Origin of the sequence: Paenibacillus apii (assembly GCF_011043685.1) — a bacterium.
In the GTDB taxonomy this organism is placed as follows: domain Bacteria; phylum Bacillota; class Bacilli; order Paenibacillales; family Paenibacillaceae; genus Paenibacillus_AQ; species Paenibacillus_AQ sabinae.
In genome coordinates this window covers 406,451-429,234 of record NZ_JAAKGU010000001.1, presented here as the reverse complement: position 1 = coordinate 429,234, position 22,784 = coordinate 406,451, and the positions used below count along the sequence as shown (strand labels likewise).

The 22,784-nt window shown below is 53.5% G+C and carries 22 protein-coding genes and 1 tRNA gene; 21 read left to right on the top strand and 2 right to left on the bottom strand.

What is annotated here, in order from left to right:
- Positions 1-34: 34 nt before the first annotated feature.
- The 12 genes from G5B47_RS02085 (at position 35) to G5B47_RS02030 (ending at position 13,812) form a co-directional block, all read left to right on the top strand.
- Positions 35-565 (top strand): hypothetical protein, encoded by a 531-nt coding sequence (locus tag G5B47_RS02085; protein WP_025336447.1) that lies wholly within the window; start codon positions 35-37, stop codon positions 563-565.
- Positions 566-621: 56 nt separating this feature from the next.
- Positions 622-1,065: a hypothetical protein gene (locus G5B47_RS02080; RefSeq protein ID WP_165093764.1), complete on the top strand. Its 444-nt coding sequence runs from the start codon at positions 622-624 to the stop codon at positions 1,063-1,065.
- 77 nt (positions 1,066-1,142) lie between these two features.
- On the top strand, positions 1,143-1,367 hold the full coding sequence (locus G5B47_RS02075) for a hypothetical protein (RefSeq protein ID WP_165093761.1): 225 nt from the start codon (positions 1,143-1,145) through the stop codon (positions 1,365-1,367).
- Between the two features lie 36 nt (positions 1,368-1,403).
- Positions 1,404-5,705 carry a phage tail tape measure protein gene (locus G5B47_RS02070; RefSeq protein ID WP_165093758.1) on the top strand — a complete coding sequence of 1,434 codons (4,302 nt, stop codon included), beginning with the start codon at positions 1,404-1,406 and terminating at the stop codon, positions 5,703-5,705.
- Complete coding sequence (locus G5B47_RS02065) at positions 5,702-6,493, top strand: phage tail domain-containing protein (protein ID WP_165093756.1); 792 nt, start codon at positions 5,702-5,704, stop codon at positions 6,491-6,493. Before G5B47_RS02070 ends, G5B47_RS02065 begins: the two co-directional genes overlap by 4 nt.
- Positions 6,494-6,508: 15 nt before the next feature.
- Positions 6,509-9,142 (top strand): pectinesterase family protein, encoded by a 2,634-nt coding sequence (locus G5B47_RS02060; protein ID WP_165093753.1) that lies wholly within the window; start codon positions 6,509-6,511, stop codon positions 9,140-9,142.
- A gap of 83 nt (positions 9,143-9,225) precedes the next feature.
- Positions 9,226-10,287, top strand: a complete 1,062-nt coding sequence (locus G5B47_RS02055; RefSeq protein ID WP_165093751.1) for an acyltransferase family protein — start codon at positions 9,226-9,228, stop codon at positions 10,285-10,287.
- Between the two features lie 196 nt (positions 10,288-10,483).
- The gene (locus G5B47_RS02050; protein WP_407945201.1) at positions 10,484-12,466 is read left to right on the top strand and encodes a phage tail protein; all 1,983 of its coding nucleotides are present in this window, start codon (positions 10,484-10,486) and stop codon (positions 12,464-12,466) included.
- Positions 12,467-12,530: 64 nt separating this feature from the next.
- Positions 12,531-12,737, top strand: a complete 207-nt coding sequence (locus G5B47_RS02045; RefSeq protein ID WP_165093748.1) for a hypothetical protein — start codon at positions 12,531-12,533, stop codon at positions 12,735-12,737.
- Positions 12,737-12,943, top strand: coding sequence for a BhlA/UviB family holin-like peptide (locus G5B47_RS02040; protein ID WP_165093745.1), 207 nt, complete (start codon positions 12,737-12,739; stop codon positions 12,941-12,943). The genes G5B47_RS02045 and G5B47_RS02040 overlap by 1 nt, the downstream gene beginning before the upstream one ends.
- 4 nt (positions 12,944-12,947) lie before the next feature.
- Positions 12,948-13,634, top strand: coding sequence for an N-acetylmuramoyl-L-alanine amidase (locus G5B47_RS02035; RefSeq protein WP_165093742.1), 687 nt, complete (start codon positions 12,948-12,950; stop codon positions 13,632-13,634).
- 4 nt (positions 13,635-13,638) lie between these two features.
- Entirely contained in the window at positions 13,639-13,812 is a 174-nt protein-coding gene (locus tag G5B47_RS02030) for a hypothetical protein (RefSeq protein WP_165093740.1), read from the top strand.
- A 364-nt stretch (positions 13,813-14,176) separates the two neighbouring features.
- Here G5B47_RS02030 and G5B47_RS02025 read toward each other — a convergent pair whose 3' ends face one another.
- Entirely contained in the window at positions 14,177-14,551 is a 375-nt protein-coding gene (locus tag G5B47_RS02025; RefSeq protein ID WP_165093738.1) for a hypothetical protein, read from the bottom strand.
- 203 nt (positions 14,552-14,754) lie between these two features.
- Here G5B47_RS02025 and G5B47_RS02020 point away from each other — a divergent pair.
- A tRNA-Pro gene (locus tag G5B47_RS02020) sits at positions 14,755-14,828 on the top strand.
- 74 nt (positions 14,829-14,902) lie between these two features.
- Here the strand turns inward: G5B47_RS02020 and G5B47_RS02015 are convergent.
- A complete protein-coding gene (locus tag G5B47_RS02015) occupies positions 14,903-15,835 on the bottom strand; it encodes a DUF4097 family beta strand repeat-containing protein (protein ID WP_165093736.1) in 933 nt (310 codons plus the stop codon).
- 291 nt (positions 15,836-16,126) lie between these two features.
- On the opposite strand from G5B47_RS02015, the gene G5B47_RS02010 reads away from it, so the two are divergent.
- From G5B47_RS02010 to G5B47_RS01975, 8 genes are all read left to right on the top strand, one after another.
- Complete coding sequence (locus G5B47_RS02010) at positions 16,127-16,393, top strand: hypothetical protein (RefSeq protein ID WP_165093734.1); 267 nt, start codon at positions 16,127-16,129, stop codon at positions 16,391-16,393.
- A gap of 145 nt (positions 16,394-16,538) precedes the next feature.
- Positions 16,539-16,883 carry a 50S ribosomal protein L19 gene (gene rplS / locus G5B47_RS02005; RefSeq protein WP_025335399.1) on the top strand — a complete coding sequence of 115 codons (345 nt, stop codon included), beginning with the start codon at positions 16,539-16,541 and terminating at the stop codon, positions 16,881-16,883.
- 219 nt (positions 16,884-17,102) lie between these two features.
- Positions 17,103-17,723 carry a signal peptidase I gene (lepB, locus tag G5B47_RS02000; RefSeq protein ID WP_165093732.1) on the top strand — a complete coding sequence of 207 codons (621 nt, stop codon included), beginning with the start codon at positions 17,103-17,105 and terminating at the stop codon, positions 17,721-17,723.
- Positions 17,724-17,752: 29 nt separating this feature from the next.
- Positions 17,753-18,625, top strand: coding sequence for a ribosome biogenesis GTPase YlqF (ylqF, locus tag G5B47_RS01995; protein ID WP_165093730.1), 873 nt, complete (start codon positions 17,753-17,755; stop codon positions 18,623-18,625).
- Positions 18,626-18,848: 223 nt separating this feature from the next.
- Positions 18,849-19,484: a ribonuclease HII gene (locus tag G5B47_RS01990; RefSeq protein ID WP_165093728.1), complete on the top strand. Its 636-nt coding sequence runs from the start codon at positions 18,849-18,851 to the stop codon at positions 19,482-19,484.
- Positions 19,485-19,662: 178 nt separating this feature from the next.
- A complete protein-coding gene (locus G5B47_RS01985; protein WP_165093726.1) occupies positions 19,663-21,939 on the top strand; it encodes a DNA ligase in 2,277 nt (758 codons plus the stop codon).
- The gene (locus G5B47_RS01980) at positions 21,936-22,238 is read left to right on the top strand and encodes an EscU/YscU/HrcU family type III secretion system export apparatus switch protein (RefSeq protein WP_165093724.1); all 303 of its coding nucleotides are present in this window, start codon (positions 21,936-21,938) and stop codon (positions 22,236-22,238) included. The genes G5B47_RS01985 and G5B47_RS01980 overlap by 4 nt, the downstream gene beginning before the upstream one ends.
- Positions 22,235-22,657, top strand: coding sequence for a YraN family protein (locus G5B47_RS01975; RefSeq protein WP_165093722.1), 423 nt, complete (start codon positions 22,235-22,237; stop codon positions 22,655-22,657). Before G5B47_RS01980 ends, G5B47_RS01975 begins: the two co-directional genes overlap by 4 nt.
- Positions 22,658-22,784: the final 127 nt, after the last annotated feature.

Genomic DNA, 22,784 nt, shown 5'->3' with positions numbered 1-22,784 from the left:
GCGGCCTTTTTACATTCCAAAGGGGGAAATAAAATTGGCTCAAAATATCGAGAAGATCGAGCTTGGACCGGCAATCGTCGAGTTCGGAACAGGCGTAGACATGGTAACGTTCGAAACTACGATCGGCGGCGTAGTCCTGACGACCGAAACGGCGTACCGCGAGCAGCGTACGGACCAAACCGGAGAGACTGTCGTAGGCAAGCGCGTCACAGGCCGGAACGTCAGCGTAACGATTCCGTTCGGTGAATACGATCTCCCCACGATTCCGAAGATCATGGTCGGCGCGGAAGCCGTAACGGACGGAACCGATACGAAGATTATCGTTAAGACTGGCGTCGGTCTGAACCTGCTGGACTCCGCTAAGAAAGCGATCATCAAGCCGATTGCGCACAAGACGGACGCTAACTATTGGGTAACTTTGCCGCTCGCGTATCCGGAAACGGACCTGTCGTATTCGTACAACAACGAGAACGAACGCATCACCAACGTTACGCTCCGGTCGACTCCGGACGCTGACGATATCGTAGCTATCCTCGGTGACGAGACGGTTACAGCAACACCGTAATTTAACGGGCGGGCTTCGGTCCGCCTTCTTTATTTACACGATAAGGAGCGATAAGAATGCAGCTATTTAAGCGCACGGAAAAAGCGGTAATTCCGACACCTGCGTTACCCGGTACGGTTATCTTCGGCGAAGGCAGCGCGCAGCCTAAAACGGTGCAGGTGCGCAAGATTGTGATCGCACAGTGGCGGGAGCTTTTTGGCGCAATCCAAACATTGCCGCAACTGTTGATTAGCGTAATGACAGCACCTGCGGAGCAGCGTGTCGGATTTGCGCTCGTCGCGTTGGAACAGTCGCTCGACGATTTTACGCGCATTATCTCGGTGCTAACGGGGATTGACGCGGAATGGGTCGACGAGAACGCGTCCGTTGACGAGATTTTGGCGTACCTGACTGCGGTAACTAAAGTAAACAACTTCGGGGAAATGTTAAAAAACGCGCAAAGCGTCCTGGGCCTGGGAATACCGAAAGCAGCGGAAGCGGCGGAACAGGGCGCGGCGTAACAGCGGAGCAGTTTTTTATAGACGCCGCAATTAAGCTCGGCAAAACGCAGATCGAATTTGAGCGTGGCTATTACGTCATGGACATCCTCGATGTGATTGACGCAGCCGACCGCTTTAACGCGCAGCGACAACTCGCGGACTTGAATAACGCGGTGATGGCGCAAACGACCAACGTTGAGGACTTCCGAAAGTATACGGGAACTCTGCAACAGCGGGCCGGATACGGTGAGGTGCCGGATAAGCCTGCGTTCGATAAGACGGGATTTGAACGCATGAAAATGAAAATGAAGCTCGGAATATAGCGCCTTTAACGGGCGCTTTTATTTTTGCCCGGAGAGGTGATTACGATAGATACCGCAGCAACAGAAGTCGCCGGCATTAGGGCGGTCATAACCGCCGATATCTCGCAATACACAGCCGGCGTAGAGCAGGCGAAGAAGAAGGCGTCAGAACTCGGCCACTCTGCGCACCAGGCGGAAGCGTCGTTCATGGGCCTTAATATGGCGCTGAAAGACGTCGGCGCATCTTCCGCTCAGATTACGCGAATTAACGATGCTCTCCGCCGGTCGAATCCAGAGTTACTCCGGAAACAGATCGCAGCCGTTACGGACGAGATGCGTAAGCTTGGCGCAAGCTCAGCGGAAATCGATAAGGTAGCGAAGGAGATCGAGAAGAACGCGCTATCCACACACCGGACAGCGAACGAGGTCAAGGCGCTAGGTGCGGCCTATATCGGACTGGCCGTTGCGATGGCGGCGATTATTACGAAGTCCGTTCAGACAGCGGCATCGTTCGAGCAGGCGATGGCGAAGGTCAAGGCGATTACGCAGGCGACCGGAGCAGAGTTCGAGCGGCTACGTGAGCAGGCGATACAACTCGGAGCGTCAACGGTATTTAGCGCTTCGCAGGCGGCAGATGCACAGGCTCTCTTAGCACAAGCGGGATTTAAAACGAATGACGTTATGACGGCGCTGCCTGGCGTACTGTCGTTAGCTGCCGCTGGTCAAATGGACCTTGCGACGACGGCCAGTATCGCAGCGAGTGTACTAAACGGATTTCGCTTGGAGACGGAAGAAACCGGGAGAGTAGTCGACGTATTGGCGAAAGCGTCCATTGATTCTAACGCAGATATAACGGACCTGGGGATGGCGATGAAGTACGTTGCGCCGGTTGCGGCAAACATGGGCCTCTCCGTAGAAGAAGCTACCGCATCTGTCGAAGCGCTCTCGAACGCAGGTATTCGCGGTGAGCAAGCGGGCACATCGCTCCGCGCCATCTTGCTACAACTCGCGTCTCCGTCCGAAGAAGCCGCGTTCTATATGGATAAGCTCGGCGTATCAATCCAAGACAGCGCCGGAAACGTTCTCCCATTCGCGCAGATAATCGGTCAAATGCAAGGGGCCTTCGCCCGTCTGACTCAAGCGCAGCAAGCGGACGTCGCCGCAACGCTCGTCGGCCAAGAGGCGGCAAGCGGATTCTTAACGCTAATTTCGAACGGACAGTCAACGCTCGAATCGTACACCGCTTCGCTTCGAAACGCAGGCGGAACCGCAGAACAAGTCGCAGGAACGCAAATGGATACGCTCAAAGGCGCGATTAACGAAATGCAGTCCGCACTTGAATCCGCCGGAATTACGGTAGGCGATAAGTTTGCGCCGGCTGTCCGGTTGGTTGCGGAGCAGCTTACGGGCCTAATCAACGGATTTACGAATCTGAATACGCCGATGCAGGGCGCAATTATTGCGTTTACAACGGTAACTCCGCTAGTAGCGGGGGCAGCCGCCGGTATAGTGGCGCTAAAGGTTGCGCTTGATGCGATTAAGGCGTCATCTGTAGCTGCGGCCGCTGGCATGACCGCATTTACCGCAAGCATCCCGATTATTGGCGCGATCTCAATCGCTATAGGGGCGTTAGCTACCGCAGCGGCAGCGCTCGCAGGCAAATACGCCGAAACGAAGAAGGCTGCTGAAGACTTTGCGGCAGCACAAACGTCTCTGAACGACGCGCTTAGTAAGTCGCCGTTAACGCGAACAACTGGCGACCTCGAAGACTTGCGCGGCAGAATCGAAGAAACTACGCAGGCGCTACGCGACCGTGAAGCGATCGAGCGGAGGATTGCGAACCTGAAAGGCGGAAATACCGGAAAGGACTGGCGGGCCGGAGCTGCGGAACTCTCGAAGCTGAACGATGAGCTCGACGCTGCAGACAAGAGACTGCGCGATTTAGGTTACGCGAGCGGCGAGGACGCAGCGGGCGGGATTGCGAAGATGAACAAAGCGATTAACGATTCGGTTCCGGCGCTACTGCAGGAAGAACGCGCTAATTTGCAGGCAGCAGCCGCGAGTAACGAACGGTTAACCTCGATTGAATCGAACATCGCTACGTATAAGAAGCTCTCTAATGCGCAGAAACTCGACGTCGGTCAAAAAGAACAACTACAAGCCGCTACTGCAGCGTTAATCAAGCAGTATCCCGGATTGCACACGGTAATGGACGAAGAAGGTAACAAGCGCATTACGAACATCAGCCTAGCGGAGACACAGGCGAATGCCGAACGCAGCTTACTCGATGGTACGCTTAAAGTCGAAAAGGCACGCATAGAGCAGATGGAACGTACGACGAAAGCGCAGAAGGCCGCTATCGAGGCGCAAATTGCGAACTATCAAGCGCTGCTCAAAACGATGAACGCCGTTATTAGCGCGTCTGGAAGCTCAGCGCTAACCGATCCGGACTCGCTCGCGTCGGAGAAAGTATACGCGCGGGGCCAGCAGCGTCTTAACGCTCTCTATCCGGAACAAAACCAGGTACAGTCGGCGCTTAACGAACTGGAAGCGCAGAAGTCCGCGTTAACAAGCGGAAACTTGGACGCATTTTCCGGCAGAACGACCGGTTCCGGCGTTGACCTATCGAAGCCGAAAAAGCAGAGAACAACGAAGCCCAAAACGGGTAAGACGCCGGAAGAGCTCGCAGCCGAAGCGCGTAAGGCCGCGTACGAAGCCGATCTTAAAACGGTACAGTTCCAATCGGAGTTTTACGATTTATCCGCTGATGCGCAGATAAAGAAATATGAAGAACTGCGGAAGAAACACGCACAATTCCTCAAAGAGTCCGTTGACGATGCGCGAACACTGACGCTTCAAATCAAGAAGCTGCAGGAAGACAGCGTCCAATCGCGCTATGACTTCTCGGCAAAGTGGATCGAAGCGGAGGAGAATCGCATGGAGGACAGCGGTAAGACCGAACTCCAGATCGCACAGACGAAGCTCGCGTCTTGGACCCGCCTACGTGACCGGTATAAAAAGGACTCCGACCAATACAAGGCAGCGGACGAGAAGGTGCGGGAGTCACGCAAAGCCGTAGCGGACGCGCAGGAAAAGGAAGCGCAGACTCAGTACGAAGCCTCCGCGAAATGGATCGACGCAGAAGAACGCCGCATGTCTGCCGCTGGCAAATCCGAGGCTGAAATCGCGCAAATGAAGATTACGACTTGGACCCGCGTTCGCGACCGTTACTCTAAGGATTCGGAGCATTACGCGCAGGCTGACGAAGAGTTGTATGCAGCACGTAAGGACCTAACGGAAAAAACGGTCGAACTCGCAGAGTCCCTTTTAGACGCGGAAAAGGAAGCGATCGAGAAGGCGAAGAAGGCGGACCTCGACGCTATCGAAGCGCGTAAGGACGCATACGTTGCGGAGCAGAAAGCGAAGATTGACGCTATCGACGACCTGCTCGCGAAAGAGGCCGAACTCAACTCGGACGCCGACTACGAAACGCAACTTGCGGAGAAGAACGCTCGAATCGCGGAACTCGCCAGCGCTGTCGGCCCCGAAGGAATAGCCGAGCGCGAACAGGCAATCAAAGACCGCGATAAACTCGTACTCGACCACGAACGCGATCTCCGTAAACGGGAGCTTGAATCGCAAAAGTCCGCGCTCGAAAAAGAGCGGGATGCGCAAGAGGCTGCGTTCGATAAGGAGAAAACGGAGAAAGAGGCGCAGTACGACGCGCTACTTCAATCGTTCGAATCGTACTCAGGCGATATCAAAACGGTCGAGGCCGGTATCGCAGCGTTCCGGGTATCGTCCGCAGCTGGCGCTAATGCCGAAATTCTTAGCGAGCTTGACACGTTCGTCACGGAGTACAACGCAAAGATGGCGTCAGTTACCGCAGCGCGGGCCGAGGCGCAGGAAGCGCTAGACCTTGCGGAATATAACGCGAACAAGGACGCGTACAATGCGGCGAAAGCTCGCGGTGACAAGGCGGAGATGGAGCGCTTGGCCGCCCGTAATAAGGAGCTGCGTATTAAGTACGGCGTGACGCAGGATACCGGAGAGAAGCTGCAGCATTTTGCAGACGGTGGCGTCGTTCAGGGTGCGTACGGATCGGCGGTTCCCGTTATCGCTCACGCCGGCGAAATCGTACTGAATCCGCAGCAGCAGGCGGCCTTATTCGACGTACTGTCCGGACATGCCACGCGATTAGCGTCGAGGGAACCGGCTGCACCGACGTACATTACGCAGAATATCGACCTTGGCGTAGACGAAGTGACGCTCGCGGACAAGGCTGATATTGCTACGTTTTATGACGAACGGACGCGCGCATTGTCACGAATCCAATCTGCGGGGGTGAAAATCGGTTGATTGACGTAAGTGTTAACGGAATATGGATGTCAACGTTGGGGGCGGCGCTATTTGAGCGTCGTCTTCCTGTTTTACCGGAGACTGACGACAATACGCTGAAACTAGCGGGCAGGGACGGCGTGGTTGACTTCGGCGGAAGTTACGGGCCGCGAACGGTCGGGCTCACGTTTGAGATAACGGTTAGCGGCGCGGAGTTTAACGCAGCAGTTGCGTCACTAGCGCGCACATTCGGACGGCGCGGTGAGATTGCGCTTGAGTTTAGCGATATGCCGGACAAAAAATGGCGCTGTGTATACGCGGGGACGCTGGCGCTTGGCGAGACGGGATCGCGCTTGATTGACGTTAGCTTGCGGATGAACGATCCGTGGCCGCAATCCGCTCAGACAACGGAACTTCACGAGTATGGCGACGGGCTTTCGTTCGGCGAGGGCTACTTTTATACGGATCATAGCGTTGCTGTTACTGCGTCCGGCCAGACGTTCACGATTAACAACGCGGGTTCGAACGATGTCGGTCCGCTCATCCGGATAACCGGCGCGTTTACGGACTTATCGCTATCGGACGGAGAGTCAACGGTGACGCTGACGGGAACTACCGGCGTAGATGATGTGATTGAGATCGACTGCGCTGCGGACAAGCAAACGGTTAGGAAAAACGGTGCGAACGCGTACGCGATGAGCAACGGAGTGTTTCCGCTACTGCAGCCGGGGATTACGGAGTTTACGGTTAGCGCCACGAGCGTGAATGTGCGGATTGAGTTCGTTTTCTACTATAAATATTTGTACTAACGGGGGTAATTGCGGATGGGATTTGTAAGACGCGTAATAACGGGTGCGCTGGACTTGGCGAACCTTGCGAAGCATAACGATAACTTTGCGGACATTGAGGCGGACTTGGACGCACACGACGGGCGGATTACGACAGCGCAGGGCGATATTACCGCGCACAAAGCGTCGGAGACTGCGCACGCTGCCGAGCATATTGCGTACAGCGGCGCGGTTGCCGAAGCGAATACCGTTAAGGAAGCGGTTGACTCCGTAAAGACGGAACTTTCGCAGGCGATAATCGCAGGGGATAGCGGACCGGAAGCGGCGGCAGCGCGGGCGAGCGTATCGGGCGAAACGTACCCTACGTTGGGCGACCGTTTGAACGCGGAGTATTCGGGAGTTAATGCGCAGTTGGCGGAAACAGCGGAGCAGATAACCGCTATCGACGAGGCCAAAGCGGAGCAAACGGACTTGGATGCTACGAATGCGGTTATAGCGGAGAATGCCTCGCGCCTGACTGTTCAGGAGAATAAAAAGATTTCCCAGTCTGATATCACGCCTGAACTTGCTCAACAAATCGCAGGCACGGCGCCGATTAACGCTATTCCGGCTGACTATTCAGTTGTGCCGCGTCAGCTTAAAAAGCCTATGGTGGTCGGCGTTGCAAGTAAAAACCTGTTTGACCTAACCGATGTTACAGCGGGTAATTATGTGGCCTGGGCGACTGGTCTCCTCTCCCCATCCGCCAACTATTCGGCAAGTAACTATATTCCTGTACTGTCGAACACGGCATATTCGATTAGCGGGACATCCGAGCAATTGGCGTGGTACGATTCCAGCAAAACGTATATTAGCGGGATCGCTACGACCGGTGTAAACATGGTCTCTCCCGCAAATGCGGCATTCGTGCGCTTGACCGTGATGAACTCGCAGGCAGCAATCGTCCAATTTGAAGCCGGAACAGCCAAGACCACATACGAAAGCTTTGCGCCGAAAGTCGATAACGGCCTGCTGAAAACCGACGCGGTGAAGAACGCAAACATTCTAACCGGTACAATCGGCAAAGAGAAGATGGCGTTTATTCCGATTGAAGGTCTGCTAGGAAAGAACCTGTTCAATAAGTTGATGGCAACTACAGGGAAGTACGTGGACTATACGAATGGCGTCTTGGCTACGAACGCCGCATTTGCGGCAAGTGACTATATTCCTGTATTGCCAAACACAACGTACACCAAGCGTAGCGGCTCTCAGTTTGCCTACTACGACGCGAATAAGGTTTATATCAGCGGGCAGGCAAATGGTACGACATTCGCCACGCCAAGCAACTGCGCCTACATCCGGATTAGCTTGGGTTTGGTTAACCTCGATACGGAGCAGGTTGAGCTCGGGTCTGTGCAAACGGCATTCGAGCCCTACGGGAATAAACTAACCAACAGCGCCATATCCAGCGATAACGTGACTTACATCAAAAAGAGCGTAGAGTCCGTGCAGATCACGGTCGTTACCGTGCGGAAGGACGGAACCGGAGCTTATACGACCATCCCCGCAGCACTTGCAGCGATCACGGATAACAGCGCGGGGAAGCCTTACGTGCTGTTAATCGGACCTGGCGAGTACACCGAAAAGGGCTGGTACATGAAGCCGTTCGTGAGCCTGGAAGGAGAGAGCAAGGACACGGCATGGATTAAGGGCGAGGAACAAGCGAGCGTCAGCGACACCGACATGGCGGCATCCTCCACGTTCTGGTGGAATTGCGATGGCTGCTATATCAAAAACATAAAGGTAACAGCGAAGAATATGCGTTATCCTATCCATGCGGACGCCGGAGCTTACGGTAACAAGAACGGACGGCTTAATATCCAGAACTGCCATATCGAACATTACGGAAATCAGGAGGTTATCGACTACCGGGCGGCAAACAGCTTGCCTGCGGGGAATCCGTGGTTATCGTGTCACACGCTCGGAATGGGCGTTTCAGACGGCATGCGGGTGATCGCTGATAACACGACCTTCCAGAGCGTGCGTGAGGCGTTTTACTACCACACAAACGGTAATTTCGAGCGGGCTACTTTCGTGCAACTCAACAACTGCAAACTCTTGTCGATCAACGGAAACTGGACATGCGTTATCGTGGACTCTATGGGTTCAGGTCGGGATGATATCTTGGAGCTTAACGGCTGTGAGTTGAGAGGGTTCATCAACTACCAGTCAACCGCATGGTTTAACTCCGTTGCTAAAGATGATCACTCCGAAATCCGAATCGTTGGTAGCGGGAACACACCTGTCCTGTTCAAGAACGTCGTCGCAAACTCTACGTACCGGCCGCAGCTCAACGATGAGGTGCAGCATTTCCGTAATATCACCGCGAGTACAATTCCGAAGGGTAGCGTCGTTGTTTATGACGGGGGATATACGAGTGTTCGCCCGATGCACAGTACGGATGACGCCGCTGACCTTGTTGGAGTAGCCATGTCCGATATCCCTGCCGGTGCGCTCGGAGCCGTTCAAATCCGTGGATACATGTTGGATACGGACGTGCTTATGGAGACGTTCAGCGCCGCCACATTCGGGGCCAAATACGGTATTAGCCCTACGGACGGTAAGTTGCTACTTAACGCGATGCCTACCGTCATAAAGGGGGTTGAGGTCGGAGTTGTTAAAATAAAATAGATATTTACATTTTGTGTGTGAAAAATAGCCTATACATTCCCAGTATTTAAAATTATGATTGTAGGAAAAAGGTGGATATTTAAGTGAAAGAAAGACTTTATTCGTTACAGTCATTGAGGGGAATTGCGGCCTTATTAGTCCTACTTCACCACACCACACTAAACGCTTCCCAAAATCTAGGCTATAAATACCTTGGAGGGGTATTTAGGTTTGGAAATTTGGGAGTTGATTTATTTTTTATTTTAAGTGGGTTTTTAATGTTCTCCATCCATTCTTCTGATATAGGACAAAAGAAGAAGTTTTTACCTTTTATTAAAAAGAGATTTGTGAGGGTTTATCCGATATACTGGTTTGTTACATTAATAATTATTCCGTTATTCTTTTTATTTCCTTCATTTGGCGAAGGATATGAAAGAAATATAAGTGTTATCATCAAATCTCTATTGTTAATACCACAAGGGCACGATCCTATTTTAGGCGTGGGCTGGTCCTTGGTTTATGAAGTATACTTTTACTTGCTGTTTGCATTGATGATTATCCTAGGGAAGAGAGTCTCCAATGTGATACTTTTTCTGTGGGTGGCAATCTCTGTCGTATTGATGACGTTCCCTGCAAAAGGGTATTTATTTAACTTTTTATTCAATCCAATTATTTTTGAATTTTTGATGGGATGTTTAGCAGCTTTTATATTGACAAAAGTTAGGTTTAAGCACCCTCTACTCATATTTTCGTTGGGTGTTGTTTTGTTATTGACATCTGTTTGGTTTCTATACTCAAATTCGCAAGTATTAGATCGTGAGGGTTTAAGTCGAGTACTTCTATACGGAGTTCCTTCACTTTTTATTTTACTCGGTATGGTGTCAATGGATACCCAGGGTAAAATTAAAAACCTTAAAATACTAACTTATTTAGGGGATGCTTCGTATTCTATTTATTTGGTCCATACATTAGTTTTATCTTTAACTAGCAAGGTTTTTATGCGTTTAAGTGTGTATGAGACTTTGAGTCTTCCTGTGGCAACCACTCTATGTGTTCTAATATCCGTGTTGGCAGGTTTTATATTCCACTCGCTTTTTGAAAGACCACTATTAAATTTTAGTAGAAGTAAGTTGATAATCAATAGAGGAGGAAGCTTAAACCAGTAAAGCATAGTAGGACCATACTGCGCAACAACCGCATACCCAACGCAAGCCCTCGGACACTCTCCGGGGGGTTATTTGCGTTATAGAAAGGAGGCGCATCCTTACGCTTCAATCCTACGATAAGAACTTCGCTCCCGTTGGCGCTATCGTCTCGGCAACCGACGTCACACGAACGCGCCGAATCAACGCCGACTACACGTTGTCCTTCGCGGTCCCGATGTCGTCCGCCGATTACCGCGAGAAGCTTCCGCTAAAAGGCCACGTTAAAGACGAGCGCGGCCAGTATTACGTTATCAACTCACGACAACGATCGCGTGACGGCCGTAAGCTGACCGCACAGATTTCGTGTACACACGTCATGTTCAAACTCGCGGACTATAAATTCCCGTATGCTTCCTACATCGACGAGGCTTACGGTATCCAAATATCGCAGTTAACTGCGCTCATCCAGTCCGCAACGGGTGGGCGATTTTCTATTGCGGTCGACGATACGTTTGACCTCGTAGACGTGCGCGACTTCGGACGCGGCAACTGTCTCGAAGCGCTCAACGCAATAGTTACGATGTACGGAGCGGAGGTTGAGCCGGATAACTTTACGCTGCACCTGCGTAAGCGAATCGGTAACGTCGCGTCCGACCTACAATACCGCATCGGAAAGAACATCGTAAGCTCAACGTTTACGGACGACGGGGCCTCGCTGTGTACGCGCCTATTCTGCGAAATGAAGGACTCGCGGACGTGGATCGGTCAGCCGGCGTCGATATTGACTGCGGAAGAACGGGCGCTACTTGAAGCGGTGCCTGGCGCGATCACTGACGGAATCCTGCGCGTTAATTACCTCATCTCACCGTACGCGCCCGCCTGGGCGTCCGATAGCGTTCCGTTCTATGACGATACGCTCACGGAACAGGACGTTACCGATCCGTTGAAACTGCTTGAGGCCGGCCGGAAGCGTCTACGTGAACGCGAGGTCCCTGCGCTTGAGGTTAGCGTGTCAGCGGCGGATTTGCACAAACTCGACGAAACGGAACCGCAGCCAGACCTCGGCGATACCGTAACGCTCGTCGATCCGGATTTAGAGATGGCGCACCTAACCGCAAGGATTACGGAGTTGACCGAATACCCTTACGCGCTGGACCAACACGCACAGGTAACGGTCGCTAACGTAATGCGGCGGGATTACGCGCAGATTATTGCGGATTTGGAAGCGGGCAGACGGGCGTTAGAGAACGTGTTCAGCGGAGGGCGGATTCGTGCGGAAGCGTTCGAAGAATTTGCGCGGCTGGCGGTTATCGAGATTAACGCGTCGAAAACGGAAGTTAAGTACGACCAGCGCGGTATCGTCCTGCAGTCGACAGCCGACGCGAATGATCTCGTGCTCCTAACGTCTAATGGGATTATCGTATCGACGGACGGAGGGGCGACCGCACGGACCGCAATTACAGCGTCCGGTGTAGCTGCGGAACAAGTTATCGGTCAACTCGGTAATTTCGTAACGATGGAGATCGGTAGCGGGAATAACGTTACGAAGATCAATCCGAACGGAATTAGCGCAGGTCATGCGGATTTCAACAGCGCGCCCTTTCGCGTTTATATGAATGGCGACGTCGTAGCGCGGTCGATTACGCTGACCGGTACGATCGAGAACAGCGAAATGACGGCCGGCACGATTACGGGTACGGAGATTATCGGATCAACCATACGGACGGCAACCGCGACCCGGCGTATTGTGTTAGACCCTAATGGGTTCCGTTCGTTCGATGGTAACGGAGTATGCCGCATCTCCATCGAAACAGACGACCATTTCAACGCACAGGTTATGAATTTTTACGGACCCGACGGCTCACTTAACGGGACGCTGGAGGGATTCAATAGCACGTTTAATGTAGCGGGGAACACCTCGCTAACATTGGGCGGACCGATCGTCCAACTCGGCGGAGACGTTGACCACTATACGAACGCTATTGTCGTACAAGAGGACGTCGCCGTTTTCGACTTCAATTACGTCAATATTGCGAACTGTCCCGTTATCGACGATCTTACCGCGCAGGTTGCGGCTCTATGGTCGGCGCTTGACGGAAAAGCCAGCGTAAGCCATACGCATTCCGTTACGATTCCGGACCATAACCACGGAAATCCTGATAACGCTACTAGCGGAGGCGGCACGTTCGGAGTCGCTTAATACGCACTAACGCGGCCGTCCTTCGGGGCGGTCTTTTTACGTTAAGAAACGGAGGTAATCACGAATGAAAGCACGCGCACTACTCGAATGTACGATTGATACCGCAAGCCCGGCCGCTGAACTATCCGCTACGATTAGCGCAGTCCTGGCGGTCCTACCATCCGCTGACCAGCGCATTTCCGTACTCCTGGCGCTCGATGACGAAATCGGACGGGCGCTGGCGGAATTTGAAGCGCTGAATAAACCGCGAGAAACGGAGGGTGCCGCTTAATGACGGAAACTGACGTAGTCAAATACTTCCTAACGCAAGGGCCCTTCGCGGCCCTTTTCGTTTGGCTGCTCATCTACGTGATGCGCTCGAATAAGGAACGCGAGGGACGTTTGCAGGCGCTACTCGATAAGTTTAGCGATAAATACGACGTAATCATCGGAGAGCTGCGGGAAATGAAAGAACGTTTTCCGCGCGGAAAGGAGTAACGATATGAATTACCGCATGGACAATATACCGAAGACGACCGCATGTAACCGGCGGCCGGGCCTCGCTATGGTCGCGCAGACTATTACGATACACAATACGGGGAATCCGTCATCCTCGGCGGCAGGTGAACGCGCCTGGTTAGCGAACGCGGCCAATACGCGTCAAGCTTCGTTCCATATCGTAGTTGACGAACGCGAGGCAATCGAAGCAATTCCGCTGAATGAGTGCGCTTGGCACGCGGGCGACGGTAGCGGCTTTAAATCCGGCAACCGCACGTCGATCGGCGTTGAGATTTGCGAAAGCGGGGACTACGCTAAAACGCTGGACAACGCGGCGGACCTCGTAGCGTCAATGTTAAAGGAGCGCGGATGGGGCGCTGATCGCCTGCGCCGACACTACGATTGGTCCGGAAAAATCTGTCCGCGCCTAATGTACGACGGCGGGAAGTGGACGGGATGGGCGGAGTTTAAGGACGCGGTAGAAGCGAAGTTGAATCCGAAGAAAGAGGGCGAAGACGTGAAACTCGATAAGGCCAACGTTAAGATTGACGGAGTGAAGGCGAAGGATGGCGTATTGATTGACGGAACGGTGTACGTACCGCTGCGCGAGTTGGCCGATAAGCTCGGCGCTGCTATTGCGTGGGATAACGTAACAAAGACGGCAACGGTTAATACGAAAGGAGCGAAATAATATAATGAAGAAACGTTTACTTAATCCGGTATTTATCGCAGCGGTGGCAGGCCTGACGTATCAGCTTCTCGTTAAGTACGGAGTGGCTCCGGAGGCGGGCGTATATCAAGCGGCCGTCGATATCGTGACGTATGCGGTTATTGGCGTAGGTATTTATAAGACGTTCCCAACCGAATAGTTATAGACAAGGCGCAGTCTTAGCGGATAGGTTTCCGTTAGGGCTGCGCCTTTTTTTTTGCGTTTATGTAACGACGAGGTCACCGCTTGCTGACCGCGTAACACGGCTGCGGCATTTCGGACATTTGCACGATCCGTTTATGAGTTTGAACGCGTGGCCGCACGTCGGACAGTCTACGGTCTCGGCGGCTGCTAATTTCTTTTTATGCGACCGGTTAGACGCTATGACCGCGACCACTACGATAAAAATAGGCGAGCTAATTAAAGCGGCGAGCCCTACGATAACTAAAAGCGTCATATCAACGCGCTCCTTTAACGTATTATACCGAATTATACGCACACAGGGCCGCAAGGTGTCAACGATATTATTCGCGTAGATCGAACGTTAAGTAATTCCGCATAAACCCCGCTGCCTCATTCGCAATCTCCGCGTTCGTCAGCGTTATCTCCCCGTACTGATAGCGACACGCATACCGCACGGTAATTCCGCCATCCGTCCGTAATTCTTCGTAAATTTTAACACCGCACTTAGCCGCCTCAAAACGCGTCAACCGCGTCTCGACCGATAGGCGTTCGCGTGCTTCGTAAATCCATTCGATATACTTGCGCGGCGACCGTAGATTCAGGAATACGCGAGTGTCCCGTTCGAATGCGCTCAGGACTAGCGGCAGGATGACGTATGCTTTGAGGAGCGCGCGGTCAGCGTCGGTAGTTGGCAGCGGCTTTGTTGGCGAAGTCATGGCGTAGGGCCTCCGTTCGTTTGCGAATGTATGTTCGTATTATAACGCGGCCGTCAGAATAGCGCAAGGGTGCGCGGTTTATACTTGCAAGGGTGCGCACCTATATCGTATAATAGGTTACGCCGCTGACATTTCGCTTGGATGTGCGTATGGACAATCGAGATTAAAGCGTGATTTTGCGGGGATTTACACGTACATACCATCGGGGTATGGCGCAGTCTGGTAGCGCGCACCCTTGGGGTGGGTGAGGCCGTGGGTTCGAATCCCGCTACTCCGATTCCATTAAACGGGCCAATCCGGATATTTATCCTGGATTGGCCCGTTTGCTTTTGAACTTTAATTACCCCGCGTTTACTTCGTTACATTGATTGTTCCGACGGAGGAGGACAGTGAGAGGAGAGGTCCGCCGCCGTTGACGTCGCTTTTTCCGGAAGGCGCGCCGGAGATTCGGCCGAGTTCACTGTTCGCCTCAAGAGTGCATTTCACCGACTGATCCAGGGCCGCGCTAATGCTGCCAACATCGGTTTTCGCAGTAAGGTCGCCATCCAAGGCGATAAGATCCAGTGAGATACTGCCGGTATCAGTGCTTACTGTGGATTTCCCCGTAATATGCGCATCCTCGATTTCGATTCCCCCTACATCTCCGGACACCTGGTAAGTTCCGGTTAAACCACGCAGTTTGATTTTTCCGACATCGTCCGTGATCTCATACCGGCTTAAGCTCTTAGGCGCTTCAATGACGTAGGAGATGCTGAAGTCGGCGAAGCCGAATGTTTTCTCGGCCCAGGTCCATAAATCGGTGGAGGGTGCTTCTTTGGAAACGGTGGATAGCCTCAGCTCGCCGCCTTTTTCTTGAATGGAGACTTCAGCATTGTCCAGGATCTGCTGCCGGTCCGCCTTGCGGAACAGTTTGCCGTAAGAGCGTATCGTTGCGGTTACTTTCACGTCATTCCCTGATCCGGATTTCACTTCAATTTCGCCCACCGAATTATCAAGACGGAGCGTATCGGCGTTTCCGGCTGCCCGGATAAGCGTTAATTCCTTAACGATGCTTCCGGATTTGATCCGATCCGCCGCATCGCTGGCTGCTGTCTCCACGGCTTGCCGGGCGGTATCCGCCGCCTTGCCCGCCTCCTGCTGAACGGTTTCACCGATCGTATCTATGGAAGTCTCCAAACTGTTGTCCGTTCCGCCAGACGTTTTGCCGGGCAGATCGGTACATCCCGCCAGCAGTATGGCCGTTAGAGCCGCAGCTGCCGCCATTTTTCCGAATTTTCTTGTCATGTAATCATCCCCTTTTTAAAGTAAAAGACATCAATTCTGCTGTAGTCCGGTTAGGTATGTACTTCCGACATTATATCGGATGGAAATTAATTGAAACAGAGGCTGGAGACTGGCATTTAACTGGACCAAAGTTGGGGAAGACAAGTAATGATGAAGCTAACTAAAACTGAACAAAATGCAACAATTCGGCGGCGGGCTCAAAAACTTGTTTCAGAAAATTAACTTCCCGTATAATAATAACTAAAGCCCCCAAAAGAAAGGATCCTTGCGATGCGATATGTGGTGTTCCTCATGATTTTGTTGGCGGTTGGTGTCATTTATGCGGTTACCCGGCTTAGGAACGCAAAGAAACAGAGCAGCGGAAATTCTTCCAAAAACAACGTAATCCAGCTGGACGCGCACCGCAGAGCCCGAAAACATACAACCGAACAACCCTGCTCCAGCTGCAAGAAGAAAAACGGGAAGCTGATGTTCTATGCCCAGGATGACGGCTCGGTCGTTGGATTATGCAAGGATTGTCAAGTAAAAGCAAAAAAACGGGATATGCTCCCGCTGTAACCCAATAAATAGTTGTATTCATTCGCCTAATATGCTATTATTAATTCTGTTGTGTGGAATACGGTGGTCCGCTGCGGATGATGATGGGGAACAGAGGCTTCTCCTGAAGAGGCATGAACACCTGTACGGAAGGAGGAAGTCCTTAATGAATATTTTACAAGAAATTACACAAGAACAGCTCCGCAAGGATATCCCGAGCTTTCGCCCTGGCGACACTTTGAAAGTGCACGTTAAGGTTATCGAGGGAACCCGCGAACGTATCCAGCTGTTCGAAGGCGTTGTAATCAAACGCCGCGGTGGCGGAATCAGTGCGACTTTTACGGTTCGTAAAATTTCTTACGGCGTTGGTGTGGAAAGAACATTCCCGATCAACTCGCCTAAGATTGACAAAATCGAAGTAATTCGCTATGGTAAAGTTCGTCGCGCCAAGCTGTACTACCTGCGTGAACTGCGCGGTAAAGCTGCAAGAATTAAAGAGATCCGTCGCTAATCCAAGCGGCAAAGGAAAGGGGCTTGATTTCAAGCCCCTTTCGTTTTATCAACCATTGCGCATCATTTTCCGATATATAGAGCTGGGGTGGCTTCTTTCGAAAAAGCCTTCTGATCATTTCAGCAGAGGTTTTTTTGGTTGAAGTTTTTTTGATTTGTGAGGAGAGAGTGTTCATAAAAGATCCTTGTTCAGTCAAGGTTAAGAAGAGGACGGTGAACTATGCAGCAGGATGTGCATCAGGGGCAAGATGAAACTGAGAATCAGGCAGGGCAGGCTCCGCCCAAGCAAAAGAATGAAGTATTGGAATGGGTAAAGGCGATTGCAATCGCCTTGATCCTCGTTATTCTGATTCGCTGGCTGTTGTTTAAGCCGTTTATAGTGGACGGACCTTCCATGAAGCCGAACTTCCATACCGGAGAGCGAGTCATCGTTAATGAAATTTTGTATGATATCCGGTCTCCGCAGCGCGGTGAAGTGATAGTATTTCATGTGCCTTCCGAAGGCAGGGATTTTATCAAACGGGTAATCGCCGTTGCGGGAGATACCGTGAAGGTTGAAGGCGACGTGGTAACGGTGAACGGCCAAAAGGTGAACGAAACCTACATTCAAAAAGCGATTGATCAGAAGCATGCCAACAATCAGCTGTACAATGACAAGAATTTTCCCAACGAGGACTTTAAGGACGGGAAAGTTCCTGAAGGCCACGTATTTGTCATGGGCGATAACCGTTCGGACAGTACGGACAGCCGGATGATCGGCTATGTGCCGCTGGGCGATATTGTGGGCCGGGCGGATGTCATTTTCTGGCCGGTGTCCGATATGGAATGGATCAAGCATTAGAATAACCAGCACAAAGGAGGCGATGGGCAGTGACCATACAATGGTTTCCGGGTCATATGACGAAGGCCAGGCGGCAAATCGAGGATAAGCTGAAGCTAATAGACGTTGCCATAGAATTGCTCGACGCCCGTCTTCCGCTGTCCAGCCGCAATCCGATGATTGACGATATTTTGCGGGGGAAACCGCGGCTTATTATTTTGAACAAAAGCGATCTGGCCGATCCCGAAACGACCCGACAGTGGCTGGCTTACTTCAGGCAGGAAGGCCATGTCGCGCATCCCGTGGACGCTTCCACCGGCAGCGGGATCAAGGAAATTCCGGAGCAGGTCAAGCTTCTGCTGAAAGAAAAGATCGATAAACAAATCGCCAAGGGGATGAACCCCCGCGCGATGCGGGCGCTGATCGTCGGCATTCCCAATGTCGGCAAATCGACGCTGATCAACCGGATGGCCGGCCGCAATATTGCGGCAACGGGCGACCGTCCGGGCGTCACGAAGGGCCAGCAGTGGATCAAAACCGGGGGTGATCTGGAGCTGCTCGATACCCCGGGGATTTTGTGGCCGAAGTTCGAGGATCAGCAGGTCGGATACCGGCTGGCGATTACCGGAGCGATCAAGGAAGAGATTCTCAATGTGGAGGATATCGCATTCTATGCAATAAAGTATCTGCTGCAGGGTTACGGCGACAGATTCCGGGAGAGGTACGGGATTGACAAGCTTCCGGAAGATACGGAGAACCCGGATGAAATCGTGGCCGTCATGGAAGCGGTAGGACGCAAGCGCGGATGTCTGGTCAGCGGCGGAAGAGTGGATCTTGAAAAAGCTTCTCGAACCCTGCTGCATGAGCTGCGCGCCGGGAAGTTGGGACGGTTCACGCTGGAGTCCCCCAAAGCATTAGAGTAAAGTAACAAAGAAGGTTGCTTCATGGAAGCAGGAAGAGTCGGCCGATTTCTCGGCGGCTCTTTTCTTTGTTTGGCGGGAATTTAGGGACTTTATATGGATGCTGTACCTACTATTTGGCAGGGAATAGGGACATTTTGAGGATGACCTTGCCGGAAGCCCTGTGTTAAGCTTAGAAGAGATGCGGGCAGGAACGGAAATATCAGTTTGGCAGGTGGGTAAGGAAATGGACATGGAAATGGATAAGGATATGCTGCTTTATGAAAAAGAGGCCTGGGAGCAATCTTACCTCCGTATTGCCGGAGTGGACGAGGTGGGCAGAGGCTGCCTGTTCGGGGATGTGGTGGCGGCAGCGGTTATTTTGCCGGAGGGTCTGATTATCGAGGGAGTGGACGACTCCAAGAAGCTGACGGCCAAGAAGCGGGAAACTCTGTTCGAGCTGATTTTGGAGCAGGCGCTGGCTGTCGGGGTGGGGCATGTGGATGCTTGCCAGATCGATGAAATCAACATTAAGCAAGCCTCAAGGCTGGCCATGAAAAAAGCGGTTGAAGGGCTGGGGGTTCGGCCCGATTATATGCTGATTGACGCGGAAAAGATCGATCTTCCTCTACCGCAGCGGGCGATTATTAAAGGGGATGCCAACAGTCAGTCGATTGCGGCAGCGTCCATCGTAGCCAAAGTAACGCGCGACAGGCTGTGCGAGGGATTGTGGGAAGACCTGTACCCGGATTACGGAATTGCCATACATAAGGGATATGCGACAAAGCTTCACCGGGAGCGGATTGTCACTTTCGGGCCGACGCCGATGCACCGGCGCAGCTTCCTGGGAAGAATCTTGGTGGAGCAGACCACGTTGTTTTAGAGATTGCTTGGAAGGAAAAACAATAGATTTGGGGCAGTCCGGCGATCGTTGTTGAGCCGGGCTGTTTTTGTAACGGGCATAATCGCAGAAATAGGATTAACCGCTTGGGTTGCAAAAACGGCGGCGGATGCCGATATATAACAACAAGAAGAAAGACGAGCAGAGAGGAGCAAGCGGCGTGAACATCGGGTCATTGATTCGCGGCCTGCTGGGAGACAGCAAGCCCGGTGAAGCAAAAACATTGGAACTCAAAGAAGGGCAGGTCGTTCGCGGCGTCGTCCTCAGTGTATCGGAATCGGGAAAAGAAGCGGTGGTGCAAATCCAGGGCACACCGGTACGAGCGGAGCTGGAAACGCCACTGCAGCAGGGACAAACACTGAATCTTCAAGTGGGTCCTTCCGGTGATCAGGGCCTTCCGGTGCTGAAACCGGCTCCTACGGGGACAGCGGTCTCGCCCCAAACGATGGGTGAGGCACTGGAAGCGCTCGGTCTGAGCGATGCCAAAACGGGGCGTGAGATCATCCAGGCCATGCAGTCGGGAGGGCTCCCGCTGAACAAGGAGACCGCCGCCAAGCTGAATGCGGTAATGGAGGCCAAGCCAGCGAATGTACCTGTCATGGAGTGGCTGGAAGCCGCGGTGATCTCAGAAAAACGCGGCTTACCGATCACCCCGGAAAGCATCAGAGGCATCCGGCAGGCGGTATTCGGCCCGCAGCTCCACCAGCTGTTATCCGCGCTGGAAGAGCAGCTTAGTCTCTGGATTGGACAGCTGGAAGCTGCCAGCGGAGAACCCGCACAGCAGTCAGGTTCAAATAACGGAGCAACGCCTTTAGATAATAGAAGTTATCAAGGGCAGGCCGGCAATCAGGCGGGGACAGTCCTCTCGGCCGGAGATGCGGCGGAAGGCTCAACTGGCGGTGCACAAGCCGGAAAAGCGGCTGGTGCTAAGGGTGAGACGGCTGCGGCCGGTTACGGCGCAGCCTCCCCTCAGCCGGAAGGAGAAGGCGCAAGCGGAAGTTCAAGCCGTCAGGGAAACGGCGGGGTCACTTCGATTGTTTCGGAAGGAGGCGGAACCGGTAGCGGAGCGGGGAAACCGGATGCGGACGCAGGGGGCAGAAGCGGTGTGCAATCCGCTGGCGGCGGAGCCCAAGCAACGACGGCGGACGGCGTTGACCAGGCAGGGCCTGGACGCGCTGGAGCGTCGATGAGTGGTGCGCAAGCGGCCGGTAATGGATCGTCCGCAGGCGCAGAGGCAGCGCGAGCAGGGGAGACAGAGCCCGGGGGAGCTGCGCAGCGGGGCGGATTGGCTGCCGGTGAGGTGCGAGCTGGAGGAGCGCAGGCCGGTGTGACGGAGGCTGGAGGAGCAGCACAGGCAAAGGGATTGGATATCGGCAAGGTGCAAGCCGGAGGGGCGCAAGCAATTGGTCAGGCGACAGGAGAGATGCAAGCTGGAGGAGCGCCACAGGCTGGTGGTCCAGCGGCAGGCGTAGCGCAGGCCGGAGGAGCAGTACAGGCAGAAGGCTTGGATGCCGACAAGGTGCAAGCCGGAGGGATGCAGGCAGACGTGCTGGCGGCTGGCGAGCGCGCGCAAGCGGGCGGAGCGGCTGCAGGTGCGCAGCCGCAGGCTGGAGCCCTGCTCGCGAAGCTGCAGGGCGTGCTCGGCGAGCTGCGGGACGCGCTGCCGCAGCTCGCCGCTCTCCCGCCGTCGGACCCGGCGGGAGAGCCCGCCCGCGCGGATACTTCGCGCGGGAACCCCGCGGCTGCGGCCCCGCCGCAGCCGGAAGCCACCCAGGGCGGTGCCTGGGTGGCGCGGGTGCTCAAGCTGCTCGGTGCGGAGCACGAGCAGCTGGCGCTCCGCGGCGGCGCGGCGCAAGCCGCCGCGGAGCAGGGAGCCGTCGCCGGCGGGCATGCCGGCGACACGGTTAAGGGCGTGCTGCTGCAGGCAATGGCCAGCAGCGACGTTCCCGCGGCGGTGAAAGAAGCCGCGGGGCAGCTGGTGCAGCATCTGACCGGCCAGCAGCTGCTACTCAATACCGACCGCACGGCTCCGTTTGCGCAGGTGACGCTGTTCCTGCCGCTTAAGGGCCCGGACGGGACGGAGACGGCCTCCGTTCATATCCAGTCGAGACGGGGACACAAAGGCGAACTCGATGCTTCCAACTGTCGTTTGTGGTTTGATCTCGATATGAAGTCCTTGGGTCAGACGCTTGTTGATGTGCAGGTGGTGGACCGGATTGTCAGCTTAAAGCTGCACAATAATGAGGCGTGGGTTCATGAGCTGCTGGAATCGTCGAAAGACGATATCAAGTCCGCAATGGAAACGATCGGCTACCAGCTGTCATCCTTCAAAGCGGAGGTTTTTCCCGCCCAGAGTCAAGAGAAGGCAGGGAAAGGACCGGTCAGCCCCGCCGATTACTTTCCCGATGCTTACAGAGGGGTGGATTACCGCATATGAATGATTCCTCCGGGGAATTTCTAACTAACATGAAAAAAGCCGTTGCCCTAAAATACGTGCCAGGGAAGACTGAAGCGCCGGTCGTTGTCGCTAAAGGAAGGGGCAAGGTTGCGGAGACGATTTTGCAAAAAGCTAAGGAGAGCGGAGTTGTCATTCAGGAAGATGCCGCACTGGTTGAGGTGCTCTCGAAGCTTGATCTCGACCAGCAGATCCCGCCGGAGCTGTATCAATTGGTGGCCGAAATTTTGAGCTATGTATACCGCAGCGACGCTTCCGCAGCCAAGAGGAGCAGGGAATGAGCGATCCGAACAACAGGAGCGGGAATTCAGCGAGTCCCTTCCAAGGCGAAGAGATTCGGTATAACCGTAAACAAAAGGGAAGAGCGGCCGAAGAAGCGGCCGTTCTGTACCTACACGCCAAAGGCTACACCATTGTGGAACGCAACTGGAGCTGCCGTGCCGGGGAGATCGACATTATCGCCGAGCAAGGCGGGCGTCTGATCTTTGTTGAAGTGAGGAGCCGCAGCGGCAGTCCGCTGCAAGGAACGCCAGAGGAATCGGTGGATGCCCGCAAAATGGAGCGCGTAAGGCGAACGGCCAGGATCTATCTCCACAACTGCCGGCAAAGCGACAGACCGGTATCTTTTGACGTGATTACGGTACGATTGAACCCGGATTTAAGCGTTGTGTCGCTCAATCACATCCGTGAAGCATTTTAAAATAGAACGGGATATACTACAAATAGTACAAATGATTTCCAAAAGGATAAAGTCTGAATATTGAACTCTTTGGCATGGTATCCATGGGATTTGACCTTAATCGAGAACGGTTTTGGGTCAGTCCCGA

Excerpts from the sequence above, each read along its gene's own strand:
- G5B47_RS02080 (WP_165093764.1), top strand. The coding sequence starts at position 622 with ATGCAGCTATTTAAGCGCACGGAAAAAGCGGTAATTCCGACACCTGCG.
- G5B47_RS02075 (WP_165093761.1), top strand. The coding sequence starts at position 1,143 with ATGGACATCCTCGATGTGATTGACGCAGCCGACCGCTTTAACGCGCAG.
- G5B47_RS02060 (WP_165093753.1), top strand. The coding sequence starts at position 6,509 with ATGGGATTTGTAAGACGCGTAATAACGGGTGCGCTGGACTTGGCGAAC.
- G5B47_RS02045 (WP_165093748.1), top strand. The coding sequence starts at position 12,531 with ATGAAAGCACGCGCACTACTCGAATGTACGATTGATACCGCAAGCCCG.
- G5B47_RS02040 (WP_165093745.1), top strand. The coding sequence starts at position 12,737 with ATGACGGAAACTGACGTAGTCAAATACTTCCTAACGCAAGGGCCCTTC.
- G5B47_RS02035 (WP_165093742.1), top strand. The coding sequence starts at position 12,948 with ATGAATTACCGCATGGACAATATACCGAAGACGACCGCATGTAACCGG.
- G5B47_RS02030 (WP_165093740.1), top strand. The coding sequence starts at position 13,639 with ATGAAGAAACGTTTACTTAATCCGGTATTTATCGCAGCGGTGGCAGGC.
- G5B47_RS02025 (WP_165093738.1), bottom strand. The coding sequence starts at position 14,551 with ATGACTTCGCCAACAAAGCCGCTGCCAACTACCGACGCTGACCGCGCG.
- G5B47_RS02015 (WP_165093736.1), bottom strand. The coding sequence starts at position 15,835 with ATGACAAGAAAATTCGGAAAAATGGCGGCAGCTGCGGCTCTAACGGCC.
- G5B47_RS02010 (WP_165093734.1), top strand. The coding sequence starts at position 16,127 with ATGATTTTGTTGGCGGTTGGTGTCATTTATGCGGTTACCCGGCTTAGG.
- rplS (WP_025335399.1), top strand. The coding sequence starts at position 16,539 with ATGAATATTTTACAAGAAATTACACAAGAACAGCTCCGCAAGGATATC.
- lepB (WP_165093732.1), top strand. The coding sequence starts at position 17,103 with ATGCAGCAGGATGTGCATCAGGGGCAAGATGAAACTGAGAATCAGGCA.
- G5B47_RS01990 (WP_165093728.1), top strand. The coding sequence starts at position 18,849 with ATGGACATGGAAATGGATAAGGATATGCTGCTTTATGAAAAAGAGGCC.
- G5B47_RS01980 (WP_165093724.1), top strand. The coding sequence starts at position 21,936 with ATGAATGATTCCTCCGGGGAATTTCTAACTAACATGAAAAAAGCCGTT.
- G5B47_RS01975 (WP_165093722.1), top strand. The coding sequence starts at position 22,235 with ATGAGCGATCCGAACAACAGGAGCGGGAATTCAGCGAGTCCCTTCCAA.